This window comes from Coleofasciculus sp. B1-GNL1-01 (assembly GCF_040220235.1).
GTDB lineage: Bacteria > Cyanobacteriota > Cyanobacteriia > Cyanobacteriales > Coleofasciculaceae > Coleofasciculus.
The window spans coordinates 1-17,655 of the sequence record NZ_JAVJTO010000070.1 but is presented as its reverse complement, the minus strand read 5'-3'; the positions used below and the strand labels follow the sequence as shown (position 1 = coordinate 17,655).

15 protein-coding genes are annotated in these 17,655 nt (G+C 45.5%); 6 read left to right on the top strand and 9 right to left on the bottom strand.

Annotated features, from left to right (window positions below; genetic code table 11):
* Nucleotides 1-79: 79 nt before the first annotated feature.
* The 9 genes from RID53_RS16935 to pyk all read right to left on the bottom strand — a co-directional run bounded on the left by RID53_RS16935 (nucleotide 80) and on the right by pyk (nucleotide 11,878).
* A complete protein-coding gene (locus RID53_RS16935; protein ID WP_446389205.1) occupies nucleotides 80-982 on the bottom strand; it encodes an ABC transporter permease in 903 nt (300 codons plus the stop codon).
* 31 nt (nucleotides 983-1,013) lie between these two features.
* Entirely contained in the window at nucleotides 1,014-2,468 is a 1,455-nt protein-coding gene (locus RID53_RS16930) for a hypothetical protein (RefSeq protein ID WP_446389204.1), read from the bottom strand.
* A 123-nt stretch (nucleotides 2,469-2,591) separates the two neighbouring features.
* Nucleotides 2,592-3,527, bottom strand: a complete 936-nt coding sequence (locus RID53_RS16925) for a glycosyltransferase (RefSeq protein ID WP_446389203.1) — start codon at nucleotides 3,525-3,527, stop codon at nucleotides 2,592-2,594.
* A 27-nt stretch (nucleotides 3,528-3,554) separates the two neighbouring features.
* Nucleotides 3,555-4,637, bottom strand: a complete 1,083-nt coding sequence (locus tag RID53_RS16920; RefSeq protein ID WP_446389202.1) for a glycosyltransferase family 2 protein — start codon at nucleotides 4,635-4,637, stop codon at nucleotides 3,555-3,557.
* Nucleotides 4,638-4,659: 22 nt separating this feature from the next.
* Entirely contained in the window at nucleotides 4,660-5,931 is a 1,272-nt protein-coding gene (locus RID53_RS16915; protein WP_446389201.1) for a glycosyltransferase, read from the bottom strand.
* A gap of 64 nt (nucleotides 5,932-5,995) precedes the next feature.
* Nucleotides 5,996-6,919: a glycosyltransferase gene (locus RID53_RS16910; protein WP_446389200.1), complete on the bottom strand. Its 924-nt coding sequence runs from the start codon at nucleotides 6,917-6,919 to the stop codon at nucleotides 5,996-5,998.
* Between the two features lie 160 nt (nucleotides 6,920-7,079).
* Nucleotides 7,080-8,540: an NAD(P)/FAD-dependent oxidoreductase gene (locus RID53_RS16905; RefSeq protein WP_446389322.1), complete on the bottom strand. Its 1,461-nt coding sequence runs from the start codon at nucleotides 8,538-8,540 to the stop codon at nucleotides 7,080-7,082.
* Between the two features lie 43 nt (nucleotides 8,541-8,583).
* The gene (locus RID53_RS16900) at nucleotides 8,584-9,711 is read right to left on the bottom strand and encodes a glycosyltransferase family 2 protein (RefSeq protein ID WP_446389199.1); all 1,128 of its coding nucleotides are present in this window, start codon (nucleotides 9,709-9,711) and stop codon (nucleotides 8,584-8,586) included.
* A gap of 739 nt (nucleotides 9,712-10,450) precedes the next feature.
* Nucleotides 10,451-11,878, bottom strand: a complete 1,428-nt coding sequence (gene pyk, locus RID53_RS16895) for a pyruvate kinase (RefSeq protein ID WP_446389321.1) — start codon at nucleotides 11,876-11,878, stop codon at nucleotides 10,451-10,453.
* Nucleotides 11,879-11,976: 98 nt separating this feature from the next.
* Between pyk and RID53_RS16890 the strand changes: the two genes are divergently transcribed.
* The 6 genes from RID53_RS16890 (at nucleotide 11,977) to RID53_RS16865 (ending at nucleotide 17,372) form a co-directional block, all read left to right on the top strand.
* Nucleotides 11,977-12,147, top strand: coding sequence for a hypothetical protein (locus RID53_RS16890; RefSeq protein ID WP_446389198.1), 171 nt, complete (start codon nucleotides 11,977-11,979; stop codon nucleotides 12,145-12,147).
* Between the two features lie 358 nt (nucleotides 12,148-12,505).
* Complete coding sequence (gene tal, locus RID53_RS16885) at nucleotides 12,506-13,657, top strand: transaldolase (protein WP_446389197.1); 1,152 nt, start codon at nucleotides 12,506-12,508, stop codon at nucleotides 13,655-13,657.
* A gap of 538 nt (nucleotides 13,658-14,195) precedes the next feature.
* Nucleotides 14,196-16,163 carry an AMP-dependent synthetase/ligase gene (locus RID53_RS16880; RefSeq protein ID WP_446389196.1) on the top strand — a complete coding sequence of 656 codons (1,968 nt, stop codon included), beginning with the start codon at nucleotides 14,196-14,198 and terminating at the stop codon, nucleotides 16,161-16,163.
* Between the two features lie 9 nt (nucleotides 16,164-16,172).
* Nucleotides 16,173-16,466: a hypothetical protein gene (locus tag RID53_RS16875; protein WP_446389195.1), complete on the top strand. Its 294-nt coding sequence runs from the start codon at nucleotides 16,173-16,175 to the stop codon at nucleotides 16,464-16,466.
* 203 nt (nucleotides 16,467-16,669) lie between these two features.
* Nucleotides 16,670-16,840 carry a helix-turn-helix domain-containing protein gene (locus tag RID53_RS16870; RefSeq protein ID WP_446389194.1) on the top strand — a complete coding sequence of 57 codons (171 nt, stop codon included), beginning with the start codon at nucleotides 16,670-16,672 and terminating at the stop codon, nucleotides 16,838-16,840.
* 187 nt (nucleotides 16,841-17,027) lie between these two features.
* Nucleotides 17,028-17,372 carry a hypothetical protein gene (locus RID53_RS16865; RefSeq protein ID WP_446389193.1) on the top strand — a complete coding sequence of 115 codons (345 nt, stop codon included), beginning with the start codon at nucleotides 17,028-17,030 and terminating at the stop codon, nucleotides 17,370-17,372.
* Nucleotides 17,373-17,655 lie beyond the last annotated feature (283 nt).

Genomic DNA, 17,655 nt, shown 5'->3' with positions numbered 1-17,655 from the left:
TTTTTCTTGAGATCCAATTTGGAGTTTTTCACTAACTCAATTAAGAGCATGGGGATAAATCTCTTCTGCCTTCCTTCAGTCATGAGCTTACCCTTTCTATAACATACGGAAGCGCAATCCGGAAAGCAATCCAGGTGAGAAGCAAACCAATCCACGTTAAGATACTGACGACCCAAAAGTTTACGGGTTCGGTAATAATGCCAGTTGTGGCTAACTCTCGTGTGGTTACCAATAAGGGAGTAACCGGATTGAGTTGAACGAAAAAACCAAATAAACCTGATTCAGGAACGGAATAGACAACTGGGGTGAGAAATAGCCAGAAGCCTGTCACCATTGTTAATCCCTTTTGCACATCTTGGTAAAGCACTCCTAAGGGAGACAGCAATGTCCCGAAAAGAGTACCCAACATAATTAAATGAATAAGAGCAACTGGAGCTATGATTAATGTCCAACTCACGGAAATGCGATACCAAATAAATAGCCCGATAATCAAAACTAATTTAATCATAAAGTTAAAGAAAACCTCTCCAACTTTAGCTAAGATAACCGCTTCGCGGGGAAAATTAACACGGGCAAGCATTGGCTTTGCCTTGGTTACCGCCTCGACTGGACCATTCAACGATTCAACAAAGGTTTGCCACAAGGCAGTACTGAACATGACATAGGCAGGATAAGGAAAATCGGTTTGACCGACATTGACAATGTTGGCTTCACTTGCCAGGGTAAATCCGACTGCCATGGCGATGGGAGGAATAAATGCCCAAGCAATTCCCAAGACTGACTGACGATACTTAGCGCTGATATCGCGCACCATTAGCCGCCACGCTAACTCGCGAGAAGCGAGTAAGTCATACCACATTTGCCGAAACAGTTGTCGGGGGTGTCTGAGTAAGCTTTCGGGAGTATAAATTATCTCAAGCTGTAATTTTCTTCTGTCTAAGGTATTCGCTGGTTTTCTGTTCCAGTTCGATGGTTTTTCCATTTCTATTTATATCTATGAATACTGAACATGATCATTTCTGGAATTTATTACTAATTTTCTTGAACAAATATAGGGGGTCATCGAGTAATCGTATATAGAGTCCTCTAACCATGCCAAAATACCAATTATCTGGATTAATCGGATAGTTAAGTAACTCAGGGGCAATTCTTTGGATCAATTCCACCTGATGCTGGAAATTTAGGCGCCGCTTTTCTTCTATGCTTAGTAGGAGGGAGTAATTACGACTAGAATTGATTGGGAAAAACCTCTCAACATCATCAAGGTCGTATAGCTGCTCCTTAGAACTCTGCCAGCCAGCTAGCCGTTGCTCAATGTAAAAACGATCGCGCCAGTCAAGATGTTCGTGGGGAGTTTGGAGTACCCACTCTAGCCATTCTGTGAGGGCTGTTAGTGTACTGGATAGTAAGGGTTCTTGCCTAATGTGCAGAATGTGACACGCCGTCTCTTCTGGGTCAGAAATCTGCTCAGGGAACGAGCGATAGAGAACTTTACCAACTCCAAAGCATTGTCCCCCTATACAAATTCCTTGGAGAGAAGACCTGACACCATGAATAAAGGGTTGTGCATCTCCCTGTGATACGTGACCGTTTGTGTGTGTAGTGGCTAGGTGCTGGCGTTCTGGATGTCCTTGACGCTTTTTGAGGAAAAAATGCTCGTATCCCGATAGTTCTGCCAGTTGAGGCGGCAGGATACGGTCTGCTAAAGACATACGAGGGGTTACCCGGGTAAATGTCTTGAGATCGATGCCTGCATATCGAGCAATGGCTAAAACCACACGAGAGTCGTATCCTGCCGATAGTCCTAGCCAAAGTTGATTCTCTTGGTTAGCCAGCCGTTTGAGACCGGTTACCAAACTAGATTTCAACAGTTCTAAAGCGTGATTATAATCTAGAGAAGGATTAATCGGTGGCATCAAAGCTCTAGGGTCAAGGGTAGCATCCCGAATGGTTAGGACTTGGCTGGGTAGGAGGCGACGGATGCCTTCAAAGCGCGATCGCGGCGGGATAAACCAAGCAATGCCCGTTTTGTACTTTAAGGTCTTAGGGTCGGTTTTTGGGGGAACCTCTGGGAAGAGAATGCTGGTTAGTAGTGATGGGCTACTCGAACACCAACCTTCGCGGTTTTGGTCTACTCCATAGAAGCAACCCAACAAACCACTGGCATCTAGATGCATTTGACCTTGACCGATTAAAACCCAACGACCTGCCCAACTTGGGTACAGACTGGGAACGTCTCGGCTGGAAGTTTGAGGAATGGCGGTAAGAGGATCGGCTTGCGCTTCTAATGTTTCCACAGCTCGTCCGACTAGACACCATGGTATGCCTTCAGCATCAGTGGTCACACTAAGACGCAGTTCGGGACAAAACGAAATCCAAGTCAATGGGTCAAGCTGCTTGCTACACCAATGGTCTAGAGTAAATGGTTTTGAACCAACAACGAACTGTCTACGATGGAGAGAATACATTTATACCATATCCGGCTAATCAGCCTTGATGCTCGATTTAAATTAGGCGTTCCGATTGTCTGACGTTTTAAGTGTTGAGTTTAGTAAGGGATCGCGCCTCAGTAAGAGTTTGGGTAACCCGAATCATGGGGAAAGTTCGGATTCCTCAAATTTGAGATTCTTGGCTTGTCCATTGAAGCGTGATGCTTTTTTGGACTGAATCATTTCCCAAAAGAAACCCGCCGCGTTTGCCACCTGGGATACAAACAAGACGGCTGTTAGCACCAACCCTTGTTTTCCCTGCCCATTTTCAAAGGGATAGCGGAGAAGATTAAGATAATAGTTCCCTTCAATCTGGAAATTTCCCCAGCCTTTCTGTGCCCTAGTTTTATGGAAGCGGAAGGCTCCCTGTCCGTAGCTAAAATGCTGCTTCCAGAAGCTGCGAAGTGTCATCGGATGAGCATGATAAATGACGACTTCAGGTGCATAGGTCATCTGATAGCCCTGATGCAGCCAGCGATCGCACAATTCCCGATCTTCTGAGGTGGTGAAGCTTTGATCAAACCCGCCCAGTTCCCGAAAGCGATCGGCAGGTACAACCATGTTGTTGGAGGCAAAGAAGCGGGCTTGGTCGGCAATGGCGTTATAGTGGGCGTACCCCATACTAATAATGTTCTGACTCGTTGTGGAGTAAGGATTATCAGCTAGGGCATTCACCGTTCGACCGCCGACAATGCGATCAGGTGTTGCCGTGAAGCAGTTTTCTAGCGCTTGTAACCAATTCGTCGCTGGTCTACAGTCATCATCGGTGAAAGCAAGATACTTCCCGTGTGCCTGTTGAGCTGCACCGTTGCGTGCTGCTGCAGGTCCGGCATTGTTCTGTCGAATCAGCCTTAGGTTGAGTGAGTCTTTAAAGGGAGCCACCACTGTGTCCAAGGGGCTGTCACTGCCATCGTCCACCACAATCACTTCAAAGCGATCGCGCGGATACTCAAGCTGAGTTAGAGATTCCAGACAAGCCGTAAGTTGCTGGGGGCGGTTATAGCTGGGGATAATTACTGAAAAGAGAAATTGTTCCATGTATCTGATTAACTAAGGAAATTGTCATTAATGATTAGCTGGACTGGAGACTAAGTTTGGCGCAGGTGAAGTGGCAGACTGTTGCTGTCGTTGTTGTTTAGCATGGCGAGTGGTTAAGGTTTGATTCAGTAACTGTTCTGGCTTAATTAAAAGACTTTCCAATTTGCCGCTGCCGATACCAAAGGTTAAAAAACGAACCAAAGGAATAATAATCGTGCCTCTTCTCCGCCACCCCTTTTGCAGCTTTTTGTATTTCGTTTGAAAATAGCTGTCTTCAGCCAGATCCCATTTCTTTTGCAGATGCATCAAGCTAGCGAATGTCCAAGCATCGCTCCAGCGCAGCATATAGAAATGCAAATCAGACCACTTCAGAGGGGGTCCGGGAACATAGGTAACGATACAAGCGGGTTCAAAATAAACGGCACCTCCGGCTTGGCGAACGCTCATGCAAAAATCTAAATGCTCTTTGGTGTTGAGCATCGCTTCATCCAGTTGACCCACCTGATCGAAAATAGACCGACGGACTAATACACAGTGAAATTCGGCTAACTCTGTTTGAGTGCGCTCAAGGCGATCGCGAACTTCTGTAACAGGTTTTCCCTGGTCATACATTTTCTCCCGCAGCCGCCGCCGTCCCGTTTGATCGACCCAAATATGAGATTCTCCACCAGCGAAATGGACAATTTCATGAATCGGCTCATACTGACACATCAGAGGACCGACGACCGCCGCATCTGTTTCCTCCGCCGACTGTACTAAAGTGGTGAGCCAATTGGGTGAAACAATGACATCATTGTCTAAAAAGACGACATATTTGGTATCGACTTGAGATAAACCTAGGTTTCTTGCCTGGTTGGGGTAAAGGTAATACTCTGTGCGTAATAGCTGAAACCCTTTTGCCTCCGCTTGCTGTTCCAAATAGTGTCGAACGGGTGCAGGAGAATTCCCATCGACGTAGATTAGCTTATAGGGCAATTGAGTGTGAGCAAATACACTCTCTAGAGACCGACGCGCACAGCTAAATCGCTCGCGGGGAACAACCACAATCGTAACCTGGGGTTGCTCTGAGGATAGGGTATTAGAGGTAGATGGGTGAGTCGTGAGAGTCATATAAAATCCTCCGTGATAGTTGTTATGTACTTAAGGGGAGTGCCACCTCGGGGTGAGGAACTGAGTCACCCTGAAGTAGCGATTGATAAAGGGCGACAAGGGCATCATTTAAACGATTAAGATCATAATGTTGTTCCACAAACAAGCGTCCGGCTTGTCCCATTGCCGACCAACGTTCAGGATGCTCAATTAAGTAAATTAACCGATCCGCGATCGCATCGGCATCTCGTTCTGGGACTAAGAAGCCAGATACCCCCTCTTCAACTAGCTCTGGAATCCCTCCATGAAGGGTACTGATCACAGGTAGACCCATCGCCATTGCTTCTTTGAGAACGTTAACGGGAGCATCCTGATTGCCATCAGCCGCCGTCACGCTTGGTGCAATAAATAAGTGAGAATTCTCTAGTAATGTAATTAATTCCGCTTGAGATTTTTGCCCCACTAACTTAATCGCTTTTTCAGCGTTAAGGGACTGAATGAGTTGCTCTAATTCCGGGCGTAATAGTCCCTCCCCAATAATGATGTATTCCAAGTTAGAATACTGGTCTAAAACTTTCGCCACTGCTCGAATAGCATATTCAATCCCTTTCTTTTCCACTAAACGTCCTGTCGTGGCGATGCGAATTAAACCATCTTGAGGAAAGTGACGAGGTTTAAAGGGGAAACGGCTATAGTCTAACCCCGAACCATGCACTCTGATTTTTTCCGGAGGACAGCCTAGTTTGATCGTGCGGCGCTTAAAAAACTCGCAATTTGCCAGAAAATAGTCTCCCCTTTTAAATAAAGGATTATAAATAGTTTCACCGTGTTCTTGAACAAAATTGCTGATATCGTGTCCTCGAAAAATCGTAATTAACTTGGCATTCGGCGAATTGACAGCCCGGAACGCCATACCTCTGAAGCTAACGGTTCCGAACTGACAATGGATAATGTCATAGTTTTGTTGAAAATTAGGAATCAGCGTGTAAAGCAACCAAAGTGATATCGCTTGCTCTCCATGTTTGAGAAAATTTAGGGATTCCCAGGTATCTCTAGGCGATTGCACAAATTTAGATAGGAATACACCGCAACCTTTAACCACACGCCAGAAAAGATTAGCTGGAATTTCAGGGAGATAGTAAGTGCGATCAAGCAGACGGTAAGTCACCACATCATCATGCAGCTTAGTCAAATCACCGGGGTGATCCGCGTAGATATCAACCTCATGCCCTCGGTCGAGAAGACCTGTAATCTGATTTAAGATAAACGTCTCCGATAACGTGGGAAACTGACCGACTATGAACGCAATTTTCATAACATTTTTTTCTTTCTCAATACGGCGAGATTGCTCAACCTTTATTTTCACAACTCCTAGACAGCTATTCTCGAATTGAAGCACCCCCTATCATTAATCGTATCCTTTCCCAAGCACTTACATACCTAACAAAAAACATAACCAAAGACACTCTTAGCTTTTCCTCAATTCCCTTTAATCGAATATCTCGAAATGTTTTAACTACAAAATTTAGTGGTGGCAGTAGATCGGCTAAGAGTGCCTGGATTAATATCCTATTGCGCTGTAAAATCAGATGATTTTTATTCCAGTGTAGATCATAAAACCCACCCACGATTCGAGTTGTTCTTTTATAGAGCTGTTTAAAGGAATATCGCGCCGGATGAGCGACACAAGCATTGGCAGCATAAACCTGTTGATAATTAAACGCAGCAACCCGCTGTCCCCACTCTACATCTCCGCTTGATTTCAGACTAGAATTAAAAGATCCAACCCGCTCAATTACGGTTTTGAGCGTAAATAAGTTGGCTGTTGCCCCATATTTGTAGTTTTCCAGATAGTCTTTTTGCTCAAAAGCGGTAACTTTTTCAAAAAGTTCTACAGGTGTGAGTCGCTCAGGATTTTTGAAGAAAATTTTGATTTCTCCTGCCACTAAACCACAGTTGGGTGTATTGAGTAAATGTTGAACTCCCTTTTCAATCCAATCCGATGCTGGAATACAGTCAGCATCAGTAAAAGCAATCACCTCACCTTTCGCCAAAGATATCCCTTTGTTCCGAGCTGCATAAGAACCAGGCGTGCTTTCATAAGCCGCGATCGCTTGACCAAATTGAGCGACTACCCCTTTAATATCCGCTGCTTCGTCAGATGCATTATCGACAACAATCACTTCATATCCTGTTTTGGGATAGGTCTGATTTTCCAAAGCCTCTAAACAAAGCTTCAGACGCTCGGCGTCATTATAGACGGGAATGATGACGGATACAAATGGATGAGAATGAGATTCCATTTCCTTGGCGAGAAAGCGGTGATTTGTTATCAATGAAATTTTTAGGGACAGGCGGTTTATAGTCTAGAAACCTGAGTCGGGGCGGGTTTAGTCACATCTGGGTGCAACCGAAAAGATAGTAGTGAAACCCGCCCCTACACACTCAAAACTCAAAGTTTGTTTACTTTGTCACAAGCTGTCGCTGGGGCTTTTTAGGCGACTCCTTTGTGGTAAACTCCTCGTGGTAAGACCGCTCAACATTGACATTCCACAAATCGTGATTTTCGCCGAGGATGTTTTTCACGGCTAGCATCGCTGTCAGCATGGAGTGGTCTTGATTGTTGTATCGGTGCATCCCGTTCCGACCCACTGTTTGCAGGTTGTCAAAGGTCTCGATATACTCTTGCAAGACTTGAAGATGTTTACGGTACTCGCCGTCATAAACGGGGTAGGCTTTATGTTGACGGATAACCACGCCGTCTTCAACATCACCCTCCTGAACGCCTAAATTGAGGTTAATCACCTCACGAGTCGCTAATTTAATCAACTCGACATCTGATAATTCCCAAAGCGGATCACCTTCACTGCAAAAATATTCCATTCCCAAGCAGGTTTTACTTGAATCAGGCACCATCGCCGGACTCCAATTTTTGAAGTTTTGAATGCGTCCCACTTGGAATTCTGGGCTATGAATATAAATCCAGTTGTCGGGAAATAGGTCTGGCTGATTCACAATCAGTGAGACAATCAGAAAATCTCGATATTTTAGACCCTTTGCCGCTTCTAATACATGGTCAGGGGGCGGGGGGTCGAGTCGATACAGTAGGGCAGTTACAGGCATACTAGAAATGAAATGATCGCCTGTGAATTGCAGGGTTTCATCCCCTCGTTTTGCTGTGATACTCTTAACCCGAGTCCCTTCCCGTTCGATGCGAGTCACGGTTGTATGCAGATGCACGGGAGCGCCTTGACTCTCTAGCTTTTCCTGGCAACGTTCCCACATCATTCCCGGTCCTAATACCGGATACTTAAATTCCTTAATTAAGCTTTTGGCATTTTGACTTTTGAAAACGGCATTGATCACCGCTCGTTTGAGAGACATCCCTTGAATGCGCTGTGCTGCCCAGTCCGCGCGGATTTGGCTGCAAGGAATTCCCCAAACTTTTTCGGTGTAAGTCTTGAAGAAAATTCTATAGAGGCGACGCCCAAAGCAGTCAATCACCCACTCTTCAAAGGTTTCCGGTTCAAAATCCGGGTTTAATTTAGCGTGGAGTTTTGCTCGTAAGTAACTCACCAGAATTAGGAAACTTTGGACGATGCCAAGATTGGATAGGGCGTTGAACAGAGAAAGGGGATAGTTGTAAAACTTGCCCTGATAATAGATGCGGGACAGACGTGGGACTTTAATAAATTCGTCTGCCAGAATTTCATACCAAAACTGATCGACTTCGCCTACCTTGGTGAAAAAGCGATGACCGCCAATGTCAAAGCGATAGTCTTTGTAGGTTTCGGTGCGGGAAATCCCACCCACTTTATCGGCTTTTTCCAGGACGATGGGTTTAATTCCCTGTTTGAGTAGTTCGTAACCCGCCGTCAAGCCAGCAGGACCGCCTCCAATAATTACCACTGGATGATGGGTCAAGGATTTGCCTCCTAATGCTTTATTATCTTCGAGATGTAGAGGACTAGAAAGAATTGCCAATTACTAAAGAAACGAGAATTGAGGTACCGACTAATTCACGAGAAATTGACGCAAAGATGCGTTGTTCAAGCGCGAACAAGTTGCTGGGGACTGTTTGCCAGGTTGGGATAGTCGGTTGATAAGTTTGCCAATGGTGACGAACGAGTCCGATCGCAAAGGCTAATCCGCTATAAAAATAGTACAGCCAGTGCCAGGGTACGGTTTGCAAGGCGAAGAGGAAACCGCGTTTTTGATAAAAGAATTGATAGACGGAGGCGTTGATTGCCAATAGTGCCAAACTCAATCCCGCGATGCCAACCCATGCAGCCGATACCCACCAAACGGCGATTAGAGCCGCTAATAAGGTATAGACTAAGACTACACTGATGCGGTTGGAGAGGTTGAGATTCAAATCATTGACCATTTCGCGATCGCGTAATATGATCGCTGTCCAAGGGATTGCCCGATAAAAGATATCCGCTCTCAGCAGGGAGTAGGTTCTCCAGCACTTCAGATGCTTGACTTGGATGGTTTTTCGCAAGCCAATTTGATACCCTTTGCGTTTAAGTCTATTGCCTAATTCAATATCTTCTACACAAGGGAGGCGATAACTCTCGTCAAAGCCACCGACGGCTAAGAAAATATCCCGCCGGATTGCACCACAAGCCCCCCAGAAGGTTGAGGCGTCTTCTGATCCGGTTTGATGGGTATAGTGATGGAATAAATTTTTATACTGGGATAAGAAATTAGGTGCCCCCGGCTGATCATCGTAGGAGCCAATTAGGGCGGCGAGTTCAGCTTCTTGGTGGAAGGTTGTCGCCACTTTACCGATGGTGTTATCATGTACCTCGACATCGGCATCGACGAAGAAAAGAATATCACCGCTCGCTGCTTTAGCACCTAAGTTGCGAGCTTTCGCCGGTCCGCCAGAGGTGGGAACTCGGATCACTTTAGCACCGAAGTCTTGAGCGAACTGCCCAGATCCGTCAGTATCACCGTCAGCGACGACAATCACTTCAAAGGGTTGAGGTGAGGTTTGTGCAAGCCTGGTAAGGCAACGACGAAAGGCTTCGCCACCGTTATAGACAGGGATGATTACCGAAATAGTCGGTGTTGCGGTAGAGTGTGTCATCTGGCTCCTAGTCGTGGGGGTTGTTGGGGCTAGCTTAATAGTTAGCTTGGCTGACAGCATCCATCTGGGGTCAGATAGACAGTGTTTCTGGCACTCGTGTCAAGCTATATGCCAGAAATCCTGAAGATATACTTTTAAAATCTTAATCAAGCTTTGGGGTGAGCGATCGCTCATATTGAGCATCTTTACGGAATCTTCATAAAATTCGCGTATTTGGGGTGATTGTATGAAGTTTTCGTGAAGATTGATCGGATGTAACGTCTGATACGGAAATAAAATTTAAAATAACTTAAGCGTTCAGAGTATTCAAATCTGGTTATTTTGGGGAAGCAGTCTTGTTCCCTCCCCTTGACAAGGGGAGGGTTAGGGAGGGGTTTATCTCCAGTCGATACCAATGGATCAGAGGGCGACCCGAGTTTTTGGATAGGACTACCGTTGCGAATTAATGGAGGCGGGTCGCCCCTACATGGGCATTGACGCGGTGTGGGTCGCCCCTACATGGGCATTGATGCGGTGTGGGTCGCCCCTACATGACATAAGACCAATCACCAATCACCAATGACCGATGACATTTTACGCGATCGCTTGAACCTTTGGGCGGAGGGCGACCCGATTTTTTTGATAGGACTACCGTTGCGAATTAATGCAAGCGGGTCGCCCCTACATGGACATTGATGCGGTGTGGGTCGCCTTTACATGACATAAGACCAATCACCAATCACCAATGATCGATGACATTTTACGCGATCGCCTGTCCAATCTTGTGGACTTTGATCAAACTGGTGGTTCCTGGCGTACCAATGGGAACACCGGAGGTAATCACCACCTTGTCCCCGTATTCGGCTAACTCCATCTCCACCGCAGCATTTACCACATTGGTTAACATCTGTTCAGCATTGTATACCGGGGTAATCAGATAAGGTTGCACTCCCCAAGACAAAGCCAACTGACGATAGGTACTTTCTTCTGGTGTAAACGCAATAATCGGAGTTTTGGGGCGATACTTAGACACCAGTCGGGCGGAACTGCCGGAGGAAGTATTACACATAATTCCCCGTGCGCCTAATTGACTGGCAATATGACAAGCGGCTTCGGCTACGGATTCGGTGGTGCTAATACTGCAACTGGGAAACTCAGAGGAGGGTTGCAATCCTTCGGCTAGGGCTTTTTCCGTCTGGATAGCAATATTGTTCATCATTTCCACGGCGGCGATGGGATATTGTCCCACAGCAGTTTCACCTGAAAGCATCACCGCATCCGTCCCATCTAAAATTGAGTTGGCGACATCGGTGGCTTCAGCGCGAGTGGGATCAGGAGCGCTGATCATCGACTCTAGCATCTGGGTGGCTGTAATCACAGGTTTACCGAGTTGGTTGCAGCGACGAGTAATCTCTTTTTGGATTAAGGGTACTTGATCCAACGGCGTCTCAACTCCCAAGTCACCACGAGCAATCATAATTCCATCAGCAACATGGAGGATTTCCTCTAAGTTTTCCACCGCTTCCCGTTTTTCAATTTTGGCAATCACACGGGTTTTAGCGCCTGCGGCTTCAATCATCCGCCGCACGGGTTCTAAATCACTGGCGCTTCGCACAAAAGACACCGCCACCCAGTCAATCCCCGATTGCAACCCAAACCGTAAATCGGTCATGTCTTTTTCGGTGACGGATGTAACGGGTAAATAGGTTTCAGGTAAGTTAACTCCCTTTTTAGAGGACAGGAGTCCACCAATTTTCACCAAGGCGCGAATACTATCTGTATCCCGTTCTGTGACAATCAACTTGACTCGACCATCATTAATCGAAATCGGTTCACCCACGCGCACCATAGCAAACAGGGTGGGAATGGGTAAGGGAATCTCATCCGGGTTATTGCCTTCCTCGTTTAACACAAAGGTTACTTCATCCCCCGTTTTCACATTAATCCCATCGGGAGGTAGTTTTCCCAGACGAATTTTCGGTCCGCATAAATCTTGCAGCAAGGCGAGGGGTTTGCGATGTTGGCTGCTAATTTCTCGGAGTTGCTGAATCGTCTGTCCGTGAAACTCATGGGAACCGTGGGAAAAGTTTAACCGGGAAACATCCATCCCCGCTTCGATTAAGGCATCAAGGCGTTCGGGTGAGGCGGTAGCGGGTCCAATGGTACAGATAATTTTAGTGCGACGCATAGGATACTGGGTCATAACGGCAATAGAACTGATGTTCTCTCTAGCGTTTAATTTTCAGGGTCTACACACCCCTACCAATTGAACGTCTGCCTAACCGGATGATTTGTAATCCGGGATGGCGCGTGAGAACACCTGTCATAGAAGATAGATCAACTTTCTGGAAAAGGGGGTGTCGGGTGTGGGGAGCTGGGGAAGCTGGGGGAGCTAGGGAAGCAGAGGGAGCTGGGGGAGCTGGGGGAGCTGGGGAAGATGAGGGAGTAAACGAATGACGAATGACGAATGACAAATGACAAATGACCAATGACCAATGACCAATGACAAATGACAAATGACAAATGACCAGTTACAACTATGGGCAGATTTTTCCGGCAATCCTAATCAGCAACCCTTCCCTTAACCCTGACTTCAGGTAGACGTAATCCTCTGATAAAAATTAGTAGGCTTGTTATTGAGTGTCCAGCATTTTCCCGTCCTCTCAGAAATCTGAGGTGGGTTAGTGAGGTGCTGAACCCTTGTTTTAAAACCTAACGAGCATCAAGTTATATAAATTGCCAATATCAAACACTTGGCATCTTGTCTTGAATAACTGTAAGTAGCTCAAGTAATTAAGGAGGATATAAAATCATAATGGCTAATAATCCAATTTTTCAAATCAAGGAATACGGTCAAAGTATCTGGATGGATTATCTGGATCGCCAGCTAATCGAATCCGGTGAACTGAAAAACAAGATTGAGACTCGTGGAATCAGCGGGATTACCTCAAATCCCAAGTCCTTTGCTAAGGCGGTGGCGAATAACCGCGTCTACGATAGCGATATCGAAGCGGGGATCGAGGCTAAAAAATCTACATCAGAGATTTACGAATCCCTGATCTTTGAAGATATTCGTAACGCCTGCGACATTTTCCGCCCCATCTACGACGAGTCTGGCGGAACCGATGGCTTTGTTAGTATCGAAGTCTCCCCTCACTTAGCGCGGGATACCCAACGCACGATTGAAGAAGCTCGACGCTTTTTTCGCGCCATTGACCGGGATAATGTGTTTATTAAAATTCCGGGAACGAAAGAAGGATTCCCGGCGATAGAACAGGCAATTTCTGAAGGGATTAACGTTAATATCACTCTCCTGTTTTCCGTAGAGAGTTACGTGGAATCGGCTTGGGCTTATGTTCGTGGCTTAGAAGCACGAGTTGCTGCTGGTAAACCGATTGAGAATATTGCGTCAGTAGCTAGTTTCTTCCTCAGTCGCATCGATACTAAGGTTGATAATCGCATTGATGAGAGACTCAAACAGATCGGTACTGAGGAACTCAACGAAGAAGCCCGCTTACGGGAACTGAAAGGAAAAGTCGCGATCGCGAATGCGAAGGTTGCCTATCAACGGTTTAAGGAAATTTTCGAGAGCGATCGCTTTAAAGCCCTAGCTGAACAAGGGGCAAATATACAGCGGGTTCTCTGGGCAAGTACCAGCACCAAAAATCCGGACTACAGCGATGTGATGTATGTGAATGAGTTGATTGGTCCGAATACGGTGAATACTCTACCCCCGGACACAATTGAAGCTTGTGCCGATCATGCTGATGTCGCCCCCAATCGGGTAGAAAGTGAGGCTGATAAAGCGCAGAAGACGCTGGAAAGTCTGGCTGAACCCGATATTCAGATCGACTATGACCAAGTTATGGCAGAACTGGTTGAGGAAGGGATTGAAAAGTTTGCTAAACCCTTTGATTCGCTGATGCAATCGATTGAAGATAAAGCCAAGCAGCTTACGCCAGCTTAATGTTAGGTCAACAAAGGGCGGGTTTTGTACAAAGGTTACCATTAACAACCAAACGAATGTCCCTAAACCTGTCCCTACAGATGCAAACGTCAAACCTAAACAAAGGGCGGGTTTTGTACAAATGTTACCTTTAAAAACATATCGTATTTCCATACACCTGTCACTACAGCTTCAAACGTAAATCTTTAACAATGGGAGTGTTTTGTACAAAGGTTACCATTAACGAACACTCTATTGTCCCTACACCCGCACCTACAGATGCAAACGTCAAACTTACACAAAGGGCGGGTTTTGTACAAAGGTTATCATTAACCATCAAACGAATGTCCCTAAACCTGTCCCTACAGATACAAACGTCAAACTTAAACAAAGGGCGGGTTTTGTACAAAGGTTACCATTAACCACCAAACGAATGTCCCTAAACCCGCCCCTACAGATGCAAACGTCAAACTTACACAAAGGGCGGGTTTTGTACAAAGGTTATCATTAACAACCAAACGAATGTCCCTAAACCCGCCCCTACACAATCAAAATTCCTATGAATGCCCCAGCTATTGCGATCGCGTCTAAACCCACACCCCCAGAACGCCAAAATTTGGAACACCAAGCTGATTACAACACCATATCATCCTTACCAGAGGTTTGGTCGTTAGCTGCCCAGCGATTTGGGGAGACTGTCGCCTTAGAAAACCCTTACGCTAAACCCGATGTTAAGCTAACCTTTGCCCAGATGTGGCAGCAAATTCAGCAGTTTGCGGCTGGATTACAAGCATTAGGCGTCTCGACGGGCGATCGGGTGGCGTTGTTTTCGGAAAATAGTTCCCGCTGGTTTGTAGCTGACCAAGGTATTATGACCACTGGGGCGGTTGATGTGGTGCGAAGTTCTCAAGCGGAACAAGAGGAACTTCTCTATATCCTTAAGGATAGTGAAGCGACTGCCTTAGTGGTGGAAAATCAGGATACTTTAACCAAGTTAGATCAGCATTTGCATGATTTGCCGATTCAGTTGGTTATTTTATTATCCGATCAGGAACCCGACGCTGAGTCGGAGTTAAATATCCTCAATTTTTCCCAAGTGTTGGAACAGGGAAACAATCACACATTCCAACCCATTGAACAAACCCCTGACACCCTCGCTACCCTAGTTTACACGTCTGGCACTACCGGGAAACCCAAGGGCGTGATGCTAAGTCATGGCAACCTGTTACATCAAGTCACTAGCTTGGGTGCAATTGTACAGCTAGAAGCAGGCGATCGCATCTTGAGTATTCTCCCATCTTGGCATGTTTATGAACGCGCCATTGAATACTTTGCCCTATCCCAAGGCTGTACCCTGATTTACACCACGCTGCGTCATGTTAAGCGGGATCTGAATGCCCAACACCCGAACTATTTTGTCTCGGTTCCCCGTTTATTGGAATCGATTTATGAGACGGTGCAAAAGCAGCTAAGTAAAGAATCTGCCCGCAAGCAACGCCTAGTTAATATCCTATTCTCGATTAGCGATCGCTATATTAAAGCCCGTCGCCTTGTTAATGGCTTAAGTTTAGAACAGCAGCAGCCCTCTCTATTCCAACGCCTCTGGGCTAGACTTCAATCCTTGACATTGGTTCTCATTCATGCATTAGCAGACCGATTTATCTACAAGAAAATCCGCGAACAAATCGGCGCCAACTTAAAACAAACCATCTGTGGTGGCGGCGCACTTTCCCAGAAATTAGATGATTTTTATGAAATAATTGGCATTGAGGTACTCGAAGGCTATGGTTTAACCGAAACCTCGCCCGTTCTCACTGCCCGTCGTTCTTGGCATAACCTCCGGGGTTCTGCGGGTAAACCGATTCTAGAGACAGAAATTCGCATTGTTGATCCAGACAGCAGAGAAACCCTTCCCCAAGGAGAAAAAGGATTAGTTTGGGCGCGGGGATCTCAAATCATGCAGGGTTATTATCGCAACCCAGAAGCCACGGATAAAGTAATTGATGCTGAAGGGTGGTTTAATACCGAAGACTTAGGCTGGTTAACGGTTCAAGACGACTTAGTTTTAACTGGGCGGGCAAAGGATACAATTGTCCTGAGTAACGGTGAGAATGTCGAACCGAAACCGATTGAAAATGCCTGTATGCGAAGTCGGTATATTGATCAGATCGTGGTAGTGGGTCAAGATCAGCGATCGCTAGGCGCTTTAATTGTACCAAATTTCGATAACTTACAAGGGTGGGCAGAACAGAATCAGTATCACCTGCAACTCCCGGATAAGGAATCTGCTTCTGGTGAGGAAACGATTGATTTAAATAGCAAACCCGTCCAGGAATTTTTCCGCCAAGAAATCAATCGAGAAGCGAAAAATCGTCCTGGTTATAATCCCAATGACCGAATTGGTGTATTTCGCTTGATTACAGAACCATTTTCTCAAGAAAATGGCATGTTGACGCAGACGCTAAAAGTTAAGCGTCATGTCGTTAGAGAACAGTATCAAGATTTGATTGACGAGATGTTTGCTTAAGCCGCGCTTATGGGAATTAAACGTGGAATTCAATCCTTACTATTCGCCTTGGTTGTGATTGGGCTATCTGCCTGTTCTAGTTCTCTAAGAGTAGGTTGGTTCAGTAGGAATCTCCCAACTCAGACAAAAGCCTCCTATAACACCTTCACGGGGACAGAACGACGGAAAATTGAGGTTGATGCCGGAAATGAAGTTGTCCTCGACGTTCAGTCGGAGGTGACGAAAGGCGATTTAGAGATCAGAATCCTCGAACCCGATAAAGAGGTGCTAAAAAGGATAGAAACAAATCGCGATCGCGAGTAAGCTGTCATGCATTTAAATTGGGTATTAAGTAGTCGGACAAAAGAAAACGGCACTGTATGAAGTTTTGTAATGAAGAGTTCCAGATGGCTTGTTGTGGATTAGATGTGTAGGCTGACTTTATTGGTGTAAATGTAAAAATGTGTCCCTAAGACTACGCCGCCGCCCAAGAAATAGCCGTTTATTTAAAATGGTCAAAACAACGAGTGCGAGAAACAATACATAAATGGGAAGAAAAGGGGTTAGTCGGATTGTGGGATGCACCAAAAACGGGAAGAAAAAGGAAATGGAGTACGGAAGATATAGCCGAAATAGAGAAAAAAATAGAGACAGAATCAAGAAGTTATAATAGTCGCCAGCTCTGTCAATTTTTGTGAAAGGAAAGGAAAGTAAAACTGAGTGAACGTCAGTTACGAATAATTCTAAAAAAAAATTATATCTGGAAAAGAACAAGAACGTCTCTGGTGAATAAGCAAGACTCAAGAGCAAGAGCGATCAAGAAGGCGGACTTAGAGATGCTCCAATGGGCAGAAGCCGCCGGGGAAATTTGCTTAAAATACTTAGATGAGTCAGGTTTTAGCTTGTGGTATACGCCAATATATACTTGAGGAAAAAGAGAAGAACTTGCAAAGAATTGAACAAACAAAAAAGAAAGGAAAAAGGTTAAATATATGTGGCTTGTTAGAAGTGGGAAAAAGTTTTGAGTATGGTCTGGTATTAAAAAGTTTTAAAAGTGAGAGTTATATAAAATTAATGGATTGGCAAGCGACTCAAGCTAAAGAAAGATGGGAAAAAACCGGAAAATTGACAGTAGTCGTTCAAGACCAAGGCTCTATACACATAAGTAAACTCACGAAAAGCCATTATGAGAAAGACTATAGCGCCAAGCCTTATCCCATAGTAATTTGAGCCTTCCGACCAGGAGGGGAGAATTACCCCTAGAGCGCCAGTCCAGTAATCACGATGGGGGTAAAGCATGAGAAAATGGGTTGACACAACAGTTGTCAGAGGTCTGATTAGATGAAGTTTTATAAAGAATTTCTCATTCTCATTGGCTCTCCCGTACATAAGGTGATAAATTTTCCTTATATGTGTAGCGATTGGCTTGATTTGAAGAAAACCTAGCTTAATCGCTTAATTAGTTGGGTTCCCTTCGTCAACCTAACCTACAAGTATTACACCGTGAGACTTT